Annotated in this window: 14 protein-coding genes; 9 read left to right on the plus strand and 5 right to left on the minus strand. The window is 65.8% G+C overall.

Features of this window, described 5'->3' with window-relative positions; genetic code table 11:
• Window positions 1-281 precede the first annotated feature (281 nt).
• The 4 genes from IEC33019_RS08450 (at window position 282) to IEC33019_RS08465 (ending at window position 4,517) form a co-directional block, all read left to right on the plus strand.
• The gene (locus tag IEC33019_RS08450; protein ID WP_099593319.1) at window positions 282-1,265 is read left to right on the plus strand and encodes a helix-turn-helix transcriptional regulator; all 984 of its coding nucleotides are present in this window, start codon (window positions 282-284) and stop codon (window positions 1,263-1,265) included.
• Window positions 1,266-1,361: 96 nt separating this feature from the next.
• Window positions 1,362-2,231, plus strand: a complete 870-nt coding sequence (locus IEC33019_RS08455) for a transporter (protein ID WP_070092927.1) — start codon at window positions 1,362-1,364, stop codon at window positions 2,229-2,231.
• Between the two features lie 10 nt (window positions 2,232-2,241).
• Window positions 2,242-3,411: an MFS transporter gene (locus IEC33019_RS08460; protein WP_070092926.1), complete on the plus strand. Its 1,170-nt coding sequence runs from the start codon at window positions 2,242-2,244 to the stop codon at window positions 3,409-3,411.
• The gene (locus IEC33019_RS08465) at window positions 3,408-4,517 is read left to right on the plus strand and encodes a class II histone deacetylase (protein WP_070092925.1); all 1,110 of its coding nucleotides are present in this window, start codon (window positions 3,408-3,410) and stop codon (window positions 4,515-4,517) included. The genes IEC33019_RS08460 and IEC33019_RS08465 overlap by 4 nt, the downstream gene beginning before the upstream one ends.
• 83 nt (window positions 4,518-4,600) lie before the next feature.
• Here IEC33019_RS08465 and feaR read toward each other — a convergent pair whose 3' ends face one another.
• From feaR to IEC33019_RS08490, 5 genes are all read right to left on the minus strand, one after another.
• Window positions 4,601-5,566, minus strand: coding sequence for a transcriptional regulator FeaR (feaR, locus tag IEC33019_RS08470; protein WP_099593322.1), 966 nt, complete (start codon window positions 5,564-5,566; stop codon window positions 4,601-4,603).
• Window positions 5,567-5,682: 116 nt separating this feature from the next.
• The gene (locus tag IEC33019_RS08475; RefSeq protein WP_070092924.1) at window positions 5,683-6,267 is read right to left on the minus strand and encodes a DUF3156 family protein; all 585 of its coding nucleotides are present in this window, start codon (window positions 6,265-6,267) and stop codon (window positions 5,683-5,685) included.
• The gene (locus IEC33019_RS08480; protein WP_070092923.1) at window positions 6,248-7,747 is read right to left on the minus strand and encodes an APC family permease; all 1,500 of its coding nucleotides are present in this window, start codon (window positions 7,745-7,747) and stop codon (window positions 6,248-6,250) included. The genes IEC33019_RS08475 and IEC33019_RS08480 overlap by 20 nt, the downstream gene beginning before the upstream one ends.
• Window positions 7,748-7,927: 180 nt before the next feature.
• Entirely contained in the window at window positions 7,928-8,854 is a 927-nt protein-coding gene (locus tag IEC33019_RS08485; RefSeq protein WP_070092922.1) for a p-hydroxyphenylacetate 3-hydroxylase reductase component, read from the minus strand.
• A gap of 138 nt (window positions 8,855-8,992) precedes the next feature.
• Window positions 8,993-10,162 (minus strand): p-hydroxyphenylacetate 3-hydroxylase oxygenase component, encoded by a 1,170-nt coding sequence (locus IEC33019_RS08490; protein WP_070092921.1) that lies wholly within the window; start codon window positions 10,160-10,162, stop codon window positions 8,993-8,995.
• Window positions 10,163-10,480: 318 nt separating this feature from the next.
• Between IEC33019_RS08490 and IEC33019_RS08495 the strand changes: the two genes are divergently transcribed.
• From IEC33019_RS08495 to IEC33019_RS08515, 5 genes are all read left to right on the plus strand, one after another.
• On the plus strand, window positions 10,481-11,968 hold the full coding sequence (locus tag IEC33019_RS08495) for an aldehyde dehydrogenase family protein (RefSeq protein WP_070092920.1): 1,488 nt from the start codon (window positions 10,481-10,483) through the stop codon (window positions 11,966-11,968).
• Between the two features lie 11 nt (window positions 11,969-11,979).
• Complete coding sequence (locus IEC33019_RS08500; RefSeq protein ID WP_070092919.1) at window positions 11,980-12,657, plus strand: helix-turn-helix transcriptional regulator; 678 nt, start codon at window positions 11,980-11,982, stop codon at window positions 12,655-12,657.
• 76 nt (window positions 12,658-12,733) lie between these two features.
• Window positions 12,734-13,552 carry a molybdenum cofactor biosynthesis F family protein gene (locus IEC33019_RS08505; protein ID WP_070092918.1) on the plus strand — a complete coding sequence of 273 codons (819 nt, stop codon included), beginning with the start codon at window positions 12,734-12,736 and terminating at the stop codon, window positions 13,550-13,552.
• Window positions 13,549-14,340 carry an SDR family NAD(P)-dependent oxidoreductase gene (locus tag IEC33019_RS08510; protein WP_070092917.1) on the plus strand — a complete coding sequence of 264 codons (792 nt, stop codon included), beginning with the start codon at window positions 13,549-13,551 and terminating at the stop codon, window positions 14,338-14,340. The genes IEC33019_RS08505 and IEC33019_RS08510 overlap by 4 nt, the downstream gene beginning before the upstream one ends.
• Complete coding sequence (locus IEC33019_RS08515) at window positions 14,337-15,095, plus strand: SDR family oxidoreductase (protein WP_099593324.1); 759 nt, start codon at window positions 14,337-14,339, stop codon at window positions 15,093-15,095. The genes IEC33019_RS08510 and IEC33019_RS08515 overlap by 4 nt, the downstream gene beginning before the upstream one ends.
• Window positions 15,096-15,138 lie beyond the last annotated feature (43 nt).

Genomic DNA, 15,138 nt, shown 5'->3' on the forward strand with positions numbered 1-15,138 from the left:
ACAACACCTGGGGCAGCGTCATCCCGTATCGCAATCCCCGCTGCTCATCATCAGCAACAGCCTCCACGCCTCCCCTGTGGGAGCGGGTTTACCCGCGAAAGCGTCAGTGCCTTCACCGACGCATTCGCGGGTGAACCCGCTCCCACAGCTTCGTGCATGACAGCCTTGGGAACGCGGCGTCACTGCATCCTGCATTTGCAGGATGGCCCTGACCTGCCGAGCTGGCGATACTTCTTCACAGGCCCTGACAACAACAAGAACGTCCCAGCCAGGTACCGCCTATGTGCAGCTCCAATACCGACTTTCTCGCCTCTCCCGGCTTCACGCTGTTCAACGCCCTGGTGCTGGAAGTGCAGCGCCTGGCCCAGGAGCAGCCGTTGTCGCGTTTCCATGACCAGATCCTGCATCGGGTTCGGGCGCTGATCCCGTTCGACACGGCCTGGTGGGGCCGCGCCGCGCTGATCGATGGTCTGCCCGATGAGCACAGCAGCCATGTCTTTGGCCTGCCGCCTGAATACCTGCAGGATTGGCAGTCGATCCGTGACCAAGACCCCACCGTTGGACTGGTCCACGCCTGCCCCGGACGCACGGTGATCGTCGACAGCCAAGCCAGGGAAACACCTGCCGGCCTGCGCTGGCTGGGTGCCAAACACGGGTTCGGCGAATTCCTGTGCATCATCCACATCGACCCGCAGACCCAGCTCAGCGTGCACCTGACGCTCTATCGGGCCATGGGCGCCACTGCGTTCACCGCTCATGAGTGTTTTCTGCTGGATCATCTGATGCCGCATCTGGTGGCCGCCGAGGGCGCCAACCAGATTCGCGCCCTGGTCGCGCTGCGCGAGGCACTCGACGGTGCCAACACCCTGGCCTTGGCCGTGTGCGACCGCCAGGGCACGCTGCACTGCGCCGAGCGCGGCTTCGTCGAGCGCCTGCTGCTGGAGTGGCCGGACTGGAGCGGACCGCACCTGCCTGAGCAGGTCAGCCCAGACAGCTACCGCGGCCGCCAGTTGCAACTGGACTCCACCGCCGTAGGCGATCTGTTCCTGCTGACCGCCCGCCCCCGTTCGGTCCTGAGCCTGCTCAGTGCCCGCGAAGCCGATGTGGCCGAGCGCTTCGGCGCCGGCGACACCTACAAAGAAATCGCCCGCCAGCTCGGCGTCGCCCCCAACACCGTGCGCCACCACATCCGCAGCATCTACACCAAGCTGGGCGTCAACAGCAAAGCCGGTATCACCCAACGGCTCCACCACCCACCCAGCTGACCCAACCCTGACCCACCTCACCCCGCTATGTCACATGGCGGGTATGGGGATGCTTTGCCTGCCGTTCACCTATCACAACAACAAAGGAACAGCCCCATGCATCACCGCCGTACCTACGCGCTACTGCTTCCCCTGGCCCTGGCCTGGCCAGACACCCACGCCGCCGACCTCAACGCCCGCGACTTCGTCACAGCGCCGGTGGGGACCAGCCTCGGGGTTGCGTACCTGCCGCTGACCCGCTCCGGCGACTATCACGGGGCGGGTGACGACAGCGGCAAGGCGGACCTCTCGGTCAACGCCTTCGCCTACCGCCAGCTGTGGTTCAGCGACATCTGCGGCACCCTCTGCACGCCTCAGTTCATCGTGCCCTACGTCGACACCGAAGCGCGCCTGCCCGGCACCAGCGAACATCAGCGCGAGCGCGGCGTGGGCGACCCGCAGGTCGGCGGCACGTTGTTTTTCATCAACGACCCGCAGTCCCGCACCTACAGCGGTCTGTTGGCCCTGCTCAGCGTGCCGGTGGGCGAGTACCACAGCCAGCATCCAGGCGTGTCGCCCGGTGCCAACCGCTGGGCACTGCACCTGAACTACAACTACACCCAAGGCGTCGGCGAGCGCTGGCTGCTCGAAGCCAACCTTGAAGCCCAGCTGTACGACAAGAACGACGACTATCTCGGCGCCGATCTGCAGCAGAAGCCGCTGTACCGCCTGCAGGCATTCGCCTCCTACGACTTCACCCCCACCACCTACGGCGCCCTGCGCCTGATCCATGCCGATGGCGGCGAGTTGGAACTCGACGGCCAACGTCTGGACGACACTCATCAGCGCTACACCCAGGCCGGTTTCGAACTCGGCCACTGGCTCGACTCACGCAACCAGGTGCTACTGGGCCTGACCCGCAACGTATCGACCGACAACGCCTACGCGCAGGACAACCTGCTGCTGCGTTTCGTCCACGTCTTCTGAGGAATGCGCCATGACCCTGTTTCCTGCAATCGGCCTCGCCCCCTTGCGCCTGCTGGCCATCGTACTGTTTGCAGCCGTGGTGCCGTGCGTGCTGATGACCGCACCTGCCGTCGCCACCCAATACGCCGCGCAACTTGGCCTGGGCCCGGCCCGGATCGGCCAGTTGTTTTCCGTCGAACTGGCCGCCATGAGCCTGGCCACGCTGCCCGCCTACTACTGGCAATCACGCTGGGATTGGCGCCAGGTGGTCCGTGGCGCCGCCTTGCTGTTCATCGGCGCCAACCTGGCGTGCGCCTTCACCGACCAGTACGCCACGCTGATGGCCTTGCGCGCGCTGAGCGCCCTGGCCGGCGGCAGCCTGATGGTGGTGTGCATCGCCAGTGCAGCACAAAGCCCGCAGGCAGACCGCGTCTACGGGCTGTGGGTCGGCGGGCAACTGATTCTCGGCGCGGTAGGGCTGTGGGTGCTCCCGCCCTTATTCACCAGCTTCGGGCTCAAAGCCCTTTACCTCGGGCTGGCCATGCTGATGCTGCTGTGTCTGCCGCTGGCCGGCGCGTTCAGTACCGGCCATGCGGGCACCACCCGGCATGCACCGCCCCACCCCATCGGCCAAGGTTGGCTAGCCGGTCTGTGCGGGCTGTTCGCGGTTTTGGTGTTCTACACCGGCCTCAGTGCGGTGTGGACATTCATCGGCAGTGTCGCCGCCACTTCGGCCATCGAACCTGCCGACAGCGGTCGGATCCTGTCGATCGCCACCTTGCTCGGTATCGCCGGCGCCCTGTGCGCCACGCTGATCGGTCCGCGCTGGCCGCGCAACCTGCTGCTGGGGCTGGGCCTTGGGCTGATGAGCACTGCGCTGTGCCTGCTGCTGGACACCCCGAGCCTGCTGCGTTTCGCCGGCGCTGCCCTGCTGTTCAAGTTCTGCTGGACCTTCGTGTTGCCTTTCATCCTGGCCTGCCTGGCCGACCTCGACCGGCATGGCCGGCTGATGAACAGCGCCAACCTGGTCATCGGCGGTGGTCTGGCCCTGGGCCCGGCCATCGCCGGCCCTGCGCTGGAGGCGGGCCTGGGCATGCGCAGTGTCCTGATCGGTAGCGCCTGCTGCCTGTTGCTGGCCTTCATCGCCCTGATGATCACCCGCCGTTCCCGCTTTCTCGTCACCACTGGAGTACACCCATGACCCGTCGTACCGCGTTCTTCTTCGATGAGCTGTGCTTCTGGCACAGCGCCGGCATGCATGCCTTGACCCTGCCCGTGGGCGGCTGGGTGCAGCCCCCTGCCGCAGCTGGCTTCGCCGAGTCGCCGGAAACCAAGCGCCGCCTGAAGAACCTGCTGGATGTCTCTGGTCTGAGCCAATCCTTGCTCCAACAAAGCGCACCGGCCGCCGACGAAGCGGACCTGCTGCGGGTTCATCCGCAGGCCTACCTGCAACGCTTCAAGGCACTGAGCGATGCCGGCGGTGGCGAGCTTGGGCCGCAGGCCCCGGTCGGCCCCGGCAGCTATGAAATCGCCAAGCGCTCGGCAGGCCTTGCCATCGCTGCAGTGGACGCCGTGCTACGCGGTGAGGCCGACAATGCCTACTCGCTATCGCGCCCGCCTGGGCACCACTGCCTGGCCGATCAGGCCATGGGCTTTTGCTTTTTGGCCAACATTCCCATTGCCATCGAAGCGGCCAAGGCACGGCATGGTTTGGGCAAGGTGGCGGTGATCGACTGGGACGTGCATCACGGCAACGGAACCCAGTCGATCTACGAAACACGCAGCGACGTGCTGACCATTTCGCTGCACCAGGAGCACTGCTACCCGCCAGGCTACAGCGGCGCCGAGGACCGCGGCCAGGCAGCGGGCGAAGGCTTCAACCTGAACATTGCGCTGCCGGCTGGCAGTGGTCACGATGCCTATCTGCAAGCGATGCGACAGATCGTGCTGCCGGCACTGGAGCGTTTCGCCCCCGAGCTGATCGTGGTCGCCTGCGGCTACGATGCCAACGCGGTAGACCCTTTGGCCCGCATGCTGCTGCACAGCGATTCGTTCCGTGCCATGACTGCCTTGCTGCGCGAGGCGGCCGAACGGCATTGCGCCGGGCGCCTGGTGCTGGTGCATGAAGGAGGCTATTCGGAAGCCTATGTGCCGTTCTGTGGGCTGGCGGCGATCGAGGAACTGGTGGGCGTGCGCACGGCGGTGCAAGACCCGATGCTGGGGTTCATCCAGTCGCAGCAGCCAGGGGCGGCCCATGGACGGTTCCTGGCGGAGTATGTGGAGGCTTTGGCCGGGCGTTTGCGCTGAAGAGCGTTGGGGCTGCCAGGCAGCCCTCTCGCGGCGCAAGGCCGCTCCTACAAGGTGTGCATGAACCCTGTGGGAGCGACCACCTACCGCCCGGCAAACAGGGCCATGGCCCGGTAGTCCTTGGGCGACTGCTCGAACTGTTTCTTGAACGAACGGCTGAAGTGCGCCGAGTCGGTGAACCCCCATTTGTAGGCGATCGAGGTGATCGACTCGCTCCTGAGGAACGGGTTGGACAGGTCATCGGCGCTGCGCCGCAGGCGTGAGCGCTGAATGTAGCGGCAGACGCTGTCGCCCTCTTCTTCGAACAATCGGTACAGGTGGCGCACCGAAATGCTCAGGCGGCTGGCAAGGCTCGACGGCGTAAGCCCCGGCTCGCCAAGGGACTCGTCGATGACCTTCTGTACATAGCTGCGAAGGTTCGCGCCGCTCAGGCCGGCCAGGTCGCAAGGCCCGCCCTCGTTGCGCTCGAAGCCCGGTTCGAGCAATGCGATGAATGCCGCTTGCAAGGCATCACCCTGGGTACTGGGCACGGCCCCCTCGTCGCCTTCGCGGCACAACTGGTCCATCAACAGGTGCAGCATGCGCCCGCAGGCGTTGGTCGAGGAGATCTTGCCGAACAATGCGTCCTGGCCTTGCAGGTGACGGCGTACCTGCTCCCGGGACAACGACAGGGAGACGTGCTCGATCAACCCGAACGGCGTGATTTCACACGGCCCCACCGAATCCATCAGCAGCAACTCGCCTGGCGCGAGCTGGATGCTGACGCCATCCTGCGTCACCTGGGAGTACCCGGTACGCTGGCTGACCAAAAAGCAGTGCTGATCGTCATCGCAGTCGGCGTTATCGCCCAGACGTCGGATGTTGCCGGCGTTGGTGCGCAGGTTGGCCAAGGGCAGGCCAGCGCGGGAACAGGTCGAGATCTCGCCGATGAACAGCGAGCGATTGAACGCAAGCTCCGTCTCGAAGCGGCCACAGACCTGCTGCATGGCCGTGGTCCAACGATCCAGTCCGTCGTTGCTGAGTGCAGGGGTGGGTTGAGCATTGGGCATGGAGGCCTCCACACGCGAAGCATTTGTAGTTATGCGCCAATTGTTAACATGTTATCAATGAGCGCACAACTGTCATCGTTCACGTGTAGAGGAATGGTTGGCGAGCGCAGCAGCCCTCAGCTTTCGCGCAAGGCCTGCTCCAGCGCGTCGAAGGCTCGCCAGAGGTGGCTGCGCTGATCGGCGCCGAGGGGGATGTAGCGCCGGAACGCAGGCATGCGGTTGACCACTTCACTGCCGCCCATGTGCTCCAGGGTGACGTGCCACTGGCCGTTACGGCACTCCAGCAGCAGGCGCTTGAAGTCCAGCGGCATCAGCGCCGAGCGCAGTGCTTCGTCGGTGCTGATGCGGCGCTGGAAGGTCTCGAAGCGTGCCCGATCCCCTTCGCGCAGCCGACACACCAGGCCGGTCCGCCGCACCACGCCGCTGTGCCGCACTTCCAGGCACAGCGCTCCCGGTTGCCTGGCCGGCACACGCAGGCTGAACTCGCACATCACCAGGTGCATCAGCAGGTGGCTTTCGGTGCGTTCGCTGACCGCCACAGCGGGGCCATCCTTGCGGTAGGTCAACTGCGCAAGGCCAGGCTCCAGGCACCTGAAATCATCCAGGCCCAGGTTGCGCTGCAGATGACCCAGGGTCACCCCGGGTCGGTAGCCGGCCGGCGCACGCGGGCCGGTGAGGCGTTCAAGCCAGCTCGCTGACATGGCGCACCTGTTGGGATGGGGTGTGGCCGGGCTCGGCGTTGAACTCTTTCTCCAGTACATCCTCGACCCGCGCCGGCTTGAACGGATTGACCTTCTGCACGCACAGGGTCCAGAACAGCGCGTAGGCCGCAGTGCCGCCCAGCATCACCGCGAAGGGTACGTAGACATCGGCCGGGTCCATGCCTGGCGGGGTGATGAACCACATGCCCAGCACGATACCGATGCTCGAAACGATCTGCGGCAGCGGGAACAGTGGCGAGCGATAGGCCCGTGGCAGGTCGGGCCTGCGGATACGCAGGATCACCACTGACAGGGTCACCAGCAGGTAGGCCGTGCTCCAGGCGCATACGGCGGCCAGTACCAGGTGCAGGATGTTGTCGGTGTTGCCGCCCAGATACCAGGCATGCAGGCACGGGATGAGCGCTACCACCAGGATGCACACCAAGGGTGTCTTGAAGCGCGGGTGCAGGTAGGTGAAGACCTTGGGCAGCGCGCCATCCACGGCCATGCCATAGAGGATGCGCGGCACGCCGGCCATCAGGGTGTTGATGGTGGCGGCACCGGCAAACAGGAAGCCGATGCCCAGCCAGATGGGGCCGATGTCGCCCATCACCTGCTCAGCGAAACGCGGAATCGCCATGGGCGTATCGAGCAGGTGCAGGCCACTGGCGGCGTCGAGCACCACGTTTTCCACCTGGCGTTTCATGGCCGCGCCATAGATGAACATGCAGCTGGCCACACCGAACAGGCCCAGGGCCATCGCCTTGGGCATCACCCAGGCCGAACGACGCAGCTCAGGCGCCAGTGGGGTGACGAATTCACAGCCAACGAACATGAACATGGCCATGCCCACCAGTGACAGCACCGTGAGCAGGTCGGTACCGACCATCGATACGCCGAACGGCCCGTCCAGCTCCACGGCTGGAGCGGCCACCAAGCCAAGCACGCCAAACACCATCAGGGTGGTCCACATGCCGAAGGTCAGCACCACCTCGGCGCGGCCGAAGGCGCTCACCCCGAATGCGTTGAGCACCCCGAACACCACCACGAAGCCCACCCCCAGCAGCCAGGAACCACCCGCCGATTCGGCCAAGGTGTTCAGGTGCTCGAAGTTCACCAGGGCCATCACGCCCGAAAGGATGGTCTCGGCGGTGCCGGCGAAGACATGCACGATCAGGTAGGCCGACAGGGTCCCGGTGATGGCGAAGAAACGCCCCAGGCCGCAGTTGATGTAGTCGTAGACGGAGCCGGTGGTCGGCAGAATCGCCGCCGCCTCGGCGAAGGTGGTGGATTGCGCGAGCATCATCAGCGCAGCGATCACCATGGCCACGGCGAAGGCGCTGCCGCCGATGCCGAAGCCCATGGTCGCGGTGAGAATGACCGGGCTGGCCATGATCAGGCCGACGGTACTGGCCAACGCGGTTGGGAAACCGACGCTGCCACGGTTGAGGTGCTCAGTGAGCTTATTGTTGATTGTCATGGGAAGTGCCCTGGCTAGACGAGGGAGAAAATGCCCGCAAGCCAGGCGTATCGCAAGTGCCCGCGATCGCCCAGCCTGCCTTGGCACTGTGCGCCAGTGGCCGGCGCCGGTCTTGACGCTGGCTGCCGTGGGGTTTGTTGCTGGCTGCCAGCACCCTCGCCGGGGCTGCGCTGCAGCCCATTAGCCTTGTATTACGGCCTTGAGCACCGTCTTGAACGTTGCCAACTGCTCAGCGCTGAACTGCCCGAACACCCGGTCCTGCTGAGCCTGGGCGAGGCTCCACAGCCCTTCGGTCTCGTCACGGCCTTTGTCGGTCAGGCACACCCGGCCGTTGTCATCGGTGACCAACCCCTTGCGCGACAGGTTGGCGATGGCCTCGACGATTTCCCGCTCGGGCATCGCCACCTCACGCAGCAATTCAGGCAATGCCAGGCCTGCGTCGTGCTCCAGCACCATGAGCATGCGCGCCTCGCTGGTGCGCAGCCCGGTGGCCAGTTGCTGTGGCTGGTAGCCGGCCTGATAGGCGCGCAGCGCCTGGGTCATCAGGTAGTACAGGTTGTGCTGCAAGCGTCCCTGGAAGTGACTGCTCGGCGGCTGCCCCTCGCTTCGACGGGTCATGCGGGTGTGCGGCAACACCATGGAGTAAGCGCCCTGGTGATACAGCAACGGCGAGCGCCCAAGGTCGTCGAAGGCCAGCACCTTGCCGATCATGATCCAATGATCGCCCCCATCCAGTTGCTGGTACTTCTGGCAACGCAGGCGCGCCGCGCAGTCGGGCAGCAAGGGCGCACCGCCCTCACCCAGTTCATGCTCGATACCGGCAAAGCGGTCTTCGCTGGGGCGGGCGAAGGTGTTGGACAGGTCGATCTGATCGGCAGCCAGCACGTTCACGGCAAAATGGCCGGCGGCCTCGAACACGGCATGGCTGCTGGAGCGTTTGTCCAGGCTCCAGAGGATCAAAGGCGGGTCCAGGGATACCGAGTTGAAACTGTTGGCGGTGACGCCAACCTTGCGACCGCTGGCATCGGCGGCGGTGATCACGGTGACGCCAGTGGCGAAGTTGCCCAAAGCACGACGAAAGGCGCGGGCATCGAACGGAGTGGACATGCAAGGCTCCTGTTGTTGTTTTGAGAGGGGCGTCGGCCCATGCACGGATAAACCCGCTTCCACAGGGGCCTGTGATGAGTTGTGGGAGCGGGTTTACCCGCGAATGGGTCGCATCCGTCACTGCGTGGGCATGGCCCCTCAGGTCATCGCCGGATCCGGCTCCAGGCCCATCAACTCGCGGCCAAGGATCTGCGCACAGACGTCGTAGTCGGTGTAGGCGTGGGCACCGGTCAGGTGCGCATCGCGGAACAGCCGTTGCATCTCATTGCTCTCAAACCAGGCGCCGCCGCCGGCGGCTTCCATCAGGCGATCCACCGCCTGAATGCACAGCTTGGTGGCGTAGCCCTGATTGGTTCGCCAGAACGCCAGTTGCGTGCGAGTCGGGTACTGATGACGGGCGCTGAAGTCGGCGATTTCCTCCCAGCTCTTTTCCAGCAAGGCACGCGCCGCCGCCACTTGATGGGTGGACTCGGCCAGGCGCATCAGCGCTGGTGTCGCCGCACCGACCGCGGCTCCGGTATAGGCGCGTACGCGGTTGCGGGTTTTGTCGCGGAACACCTCGAGCATGCGCTCGGCAATTCCCAGGCTGACCGTGGAGAACCCGCTGGCGAAATACGGACGATACGGGTTGAAGTAGATCTGGCTGTCCGGGTACAGGCCAAAACCTGCGGACTTGCCTTCCATCATGTCCTTGGCCTTCTGGATACGATGCTCGGGCACGAAGGCGCGTTCCACCACCAGGGTGCGACTGCCGCTGGCGCGCATGCCCACGGCATACCAATCGTCGCGGATCTGGTAGTCGCTGCGTGGCAACACGGCGAAGCAGTAGTCCTGCCCGCCTTCGTCATTGGCCCGGCGAAAGCCCATGATCGCCCATTCGGCGTGGTCGCAGCCGCTGCTCCAGCCCATCTCGCCGCTGAACAGCACGCCACCGTCGATCTCTTCGGTACGGCCGAACGGAGCGATGCTGCTGCTGGCGGTTGCATCCGGGTCGGTGCCCCAGATTTCTTCCTGCAACTGGGCCGAGAACATCGCCAACTGATGGCTGTGGGTGCACAGCAGGCTCATGGCCCAGGCGGTGCTGGCGCAGGCGCCGGCCAAGGTCGCGATGCACTCGGCGAACGCGGGCAGGCTGATCTCCAGGCCTCCATAGGGCTTGGGCAGAAACGCCCGGTGCAGGCCAATGCCCTTGAGCAACGCGATGTTTTCAGCAGGCACAGTGCGCTCACGCTCGGCCTGGGCAGCATTGGCGGCGATGGCGGGCAGCAGCGGCTTAAGGTCTTCCAGCAGGGAGTTTGGCTTTTTCATGGTCTGGCTCATTGTTATTGGACCTTGGCGAGCAGTGGCGTCTCGCTGATGAATGCCGGGCCAGTATGGGAGCCATCCGCAGGCGCTGAAAATGCACCTTCCGCAGCTCGAATTGTACTTTTCATGGACGATCCCAGGCTGGCAGCCTGGGTCATGGACGCTGGCACAGGCAGACAAGAACCGCTGCGACTGCGGCCTTTAAGCTCGGCCTGACGCATCTATTCCTAGGGGCTCGCGCCTTGTCGCCCCGCACGGCCGCTTCCACAGGGCAAGCGATGGGCCGCGCCACACCCCGCTGACCCTACCCGGAGCCCGCCCATGAGCGACATCTCTCTGCTGCCTTCGGTCACTGCCTTCCTGGCACGTGACCATGGCCTGTACATCCATGGCGAAACGGTCGCCAGCCAATCGGCCACGCGGATCGCCGTGGTCAACCCGGCCAACGGCGAAACCCTCGCCCAGGTGGCCGACGCCAACCAGGCCGATGTCGAGCGCGCCGTCGCATCATCGCGCGATGGCTTCCACGCCTGGTCGCGCACCAGCCCCGCAGCACGTGCCGCAGTCTTGTTGCGCCTGGCCGACCTGCTGGAGGCCAACCGTGAGGAACTGGCACAGCTGGAGACCTTGCAGTCCGGCAAGCTGATCGGCATCGCGCGCGCCTTCGAGGTGGAACAGGCCGCGCACTTCTTGCGCTATTACGCCGGCTGGGCGACCAAGATCACCGGCCAGACCATCACCCCGTCCCTGCCCTCCTTCGCGGGCGAACGTTACAGCGCCTACACCCTGCGCGAGCCGATCGGTGTGGTGGTGGGCATCGTGCCGTGGAATTTCGCCACCATGATCGCCATCTGGAAGCTCGCCTCCGCCCTGACCACCGGTTGCAGCATCATCCTCAAGCCCAGCGAGTTCACGCCATTGACCCTGCTGCGGATCGCCGAGCTTGCCAGCGATGCCGGGTTGCCAGCGGGCGCGCTGAACGTACTGACCGGCGGTGGCTCGGTGGGCAAGGCCTTGGTGGAGCACCCCGGTACCGACAAGGTGTCGTTCACAGGCTCCGTGCCCACCGGCATTGCCGTGGGCCAGACGGCCATGGGCGCCAAGCTGACCCGGGCGACCCTGGAGTTGGGCGGCAAGAATGCCGTGGCGTTCCTGCCCGATGTCGCGCTCGACAAGGCGGTGGAAGGGGTGATCGAGGCCGGCTTCCTGCATTCTGGGCAGATCTGCGCCGCCGGCGAGCGCTTCTACGTCCACCGCTCGCGAATCGACCCCTTGCTTGAGGCGCTGTCCCAACGCCTGGGTCAATTGAAAATTGGCTCGCCACTGGACGAAAGCACCCAGTTCGGCCCCGTGGCCAACAAGCCACACCAGCGCAAGTTGGGCGAGCTGTTCGCCACCGCCCGCGCCGAGGGCAGCCAGATCATCCATGGCGGCCAGATTGGCGACGGCCCGGGCTGCTTCGTCGAGCCCACGGTGATTCTGGCCCGCTCACCCAGCGACACCCTGCTCAACCAGGAAACCTTCGGCCCGGTGGCTACCTTCCTGCCCTACGACACCGAGGACGAACTCCTGCACCTGATGAACGCCACCCCCTACGGGCTCAGCGCCAGCCTGTGGACCAACGACCTGGCCAAGGCCATGCGTATGATCCCCGAGATCCAGGCCGGCACCCTATGGGTGAACATGCATACCCTCCTCGACCCCGCCGTGCCGTTCGGCGGCATCAAGGCCTCGGGTATTGGCCGGGAGTTCGGCTCGGCCTTCATCGACGACTTCACCGAACTCAAATCCGTGATGATCCGCTACTGAGGGCCGCGACCATGAGCGCACGGGCCGCGGTCTGCGACGATGCCCTGGGCCGCTATTGCCTGCAGGCGTTCAGCCAGCAGGTACCGGCGTCCCTGGCAGCGTTCTATCGCATCGACAGCCAGCAGCAGGCCTGCGACTTCCTGCTGCAGGACATGCAACTGCCGATGCACCGACGCTATCTGGAGCACTACCGGGAGTACGACCCGCTGCAGCCCGGGCGCTGCCTGGCGCTGGGGCGCCCGGTGGTGTCCCTGCGCCAGGGGCTTGCGCATTTGCCTCCGGCCCAGGGCCAGGCCTACCGGGGATTCTTGCAACGCCATCAGGTCGTCGACGTGGTGGAGATCATTGCCCAGGTCGGTGGCCGCCCCCTGGCCGGGGTGTCGTTGCTACGCTGTGCAGGCCTGGGCGAATTCCGCGGCGAGGAACTCGACCGCCTGCTCCCTTTGCACGGCCTGATGCAACTGGCCGTGGCCAGCCAGCCCTCGACGGCGCCCAAGCCGCTCGCCAACCAGGAGCTGACCCCCCGCGAACGGCAGATCGCCGAACTGCTGCGCGACGGGGCCAGCAACAAGGACATCGCCCGCGCCCTGGCCATCGGCCTGCCCACCATCAAGACGCACCTGATCAACCTGTTCCGCAAGTTGGGCGTGAGCAATCGCACCGAGCTGGTCAGTACGTTGTACCTGTGACTCAACCATCCGGTTGATACCGCGCCCCGGCGCATCCCGGCACCCTGTGGACTCCACAATCACAGGAGTTACCGACATGCCGAACCCAACCGACTGGATCACCGTGGGCGCCCTTGCCGAAGGTTTCGCCCCCGAGGCATTCATTCTGCCTCAGCTGGCGGACCTGGCCGGGCGCACCTTGACCCTGCATTTCGCCAATGGCTGGATCATCGAGCACCGTTTCGAGGCCGAAGCCCTGCACTGGCAGGCTGCCGATGGACACAGCGCCGGCAGCGCGCCGTACCGGGCGACCTCGGTGCGCCCGGGCATCTACCTGGTCGATTTCATCAAACACGAGGCCGGCAAGGCCTGGTCGATTTCCCTGGTGCTGGACACCCTCAGCCAATCGTTCACCGCCGTGCTCGGCCGCCTGCCCGAGGCCTCCCAGGTCGAGCGGGGGCTGTTTGCCCGCGCCTTGGCCGGCGAGCCACTGACCGATGTGCAGGCGCACTTCCATCACGGCAGCCTGAACCGCCCCTGGCAGGACGGCGCCTGCCCTCACGCACCGACCCAGGAGCTGGTGGGTTTGCGCAACCGCTACCGCTACAGCCCCACCGAAGAGTACGAGCACATTTATCTGAACGAGCGCTACTACAGCTGGCAGTGCCTCAAAGGCGTCGAACAGGGCCTGTGCGATACCGACCGCGCCCACTACTACAAGATCGCCGAACAGCTGTACCTGTTCGTCTGGCGCGAGAAGATCGTGCCGACCCTGGGCCTGGTGATGATCGACCTGCAACAGCACCGCAGCGACGGCAAGATCTTCGGCTACCAAGGCGCGGACTTCGATGGGCTGTCTAACTTCCCGGTGTCGTCCCACTGCAGCGTGCTCAACCGCACGGAGTACGACCTGTGACCGGCAGCGTACTCATCACCGGGGCCGGCAGCGGCATCGGCGAGGCCTGCGCGCGGCTGCTGGCCGCCCAAGGCTGGCGCACCGTGCTGGTGGGCCGCCGCCGGGCTGCCCTGGAACGTGTGGCACAGGACACCGGCGGCCTGGTGCTGGCCGCCGATGTGGCCGACAGTGCCACCTGGCCGGGTCTGGTCGAACAGATCCGGGCCCATTGCGGTGGCTTGGACGGGGTGATCGCGAGCGCCGGCGGCCACGGCCTGGGCACCGCCTGCCAGACGTCCGATGAGAGCTGGCAGGCCGCCCTGCGCAGCAACCTGGACAGCGCCTTCCACACGGCCCGCGCCTGCCTGCCGCTGTTGCGCGAGCGCCGTGGCAGCCTGGTACTGCTCGGCTCCATCGCCGCCCTGGCAGCCGGGCCGGCGGTGTGCGGCTATACCACCGCCAAGCATGCCCTGATCGGCCTGACCCGCTCCCTGGCCCGCGACTACGGGCCAGAAGGGGTGCGCGTGAATTGCCTGTGCCCAGGCTGGGTGCGCACGCCCATGGCCGACCAGGAGATGCAAGTGCTGATGGACCATCACGGTGAGGATCTGGAAGCCGCCTACCGCCGCGTGACCGCCGACGTCCCCCTGCGGCGTCCGGCCAGCGCCGAGGAAATCGCGACGGTGTGCAGGTTCCTGCTCAGCGACGAGGCCAGCATCATCACCGGGGCAGTGATTGCCGCCGACGGGGGCTCGACCATCGTCGACGTGCCGACCCTCGCCTATGCGCAACTGGGAGACCAGCCATGACGGTCCGCCATGACTTCACTGGGCAACGCGTGCTGGTCACCGGCGGCGCACAAGGGATCGGCCAGGCCATCGTGGAGGCATTCGCAGCGAGCGGCGCCCAGGTCCTGATCCTCGACCAGGCACCTGCCGACGCGCTGGTCGACAGCCTGCGCGCCCGAGGCCGCGATGTGGGGGCCGTGGCCATCGACCTGGCCGATGCCCAGGCGATCCGGGCCCTGCTGGCCGGGCTGGATCGCCTCGATGTGCTGGTGCACAACGCAGCGTTCTTCCCGCTCACCGCCTTTGCCGACATCGACCCTGTGCTGTTGCAACGCACGTTGGCGGTCAACCTTGAGGCGCTGTTCTGGCTGACCCAGGGCGCGTTGCCGTTGTTTCGCCGCCAGGGTCAGGGCTGCGTGCTGGCGACCTCATCGGTCACCGGCCCCCGGGTGGCATACCCAGGGCTGTGCCACTACGCGGCGTCCAAGGCCGGAGTCAACGGCTTCATTCGCAACGCGGCGCTGGAGCTTGCGCCTTTGGGGGTGCGGGTCAACGGGGTCGAGCCGGGCATGATTCGCACACCCGCCATGGACAACCTCGGCGACCCCGCCCTCAACCAGCGCATCGCCCAGGGCGTACCCCTGGGCCGGCTGGGCGAGCCGGGTGATATCGCGGCGGCGATGGTGTTCCTGGCCAGCGACGCGGCCAGCTACATCACCGGCCAGACCTTGGTCGTGAACGGTGGTGCGACGCTGCCGGAAACCCAGGCGACCTAGGCGCCGTGAATTGGCTGCCAGGTGCAAGCGACCTGGCAGCCAT

The organism is Pseudomonas putida (assembly GCF_002741075.1).
Taxonomy (GTDB): domain Bacteria; phylum Pseudomonadota; class Gammaproteobacteria; order Pseudomonadales; family Pseudomonadaceae; genus Aquipseudomonas; species Aquipseudomonas putida_T.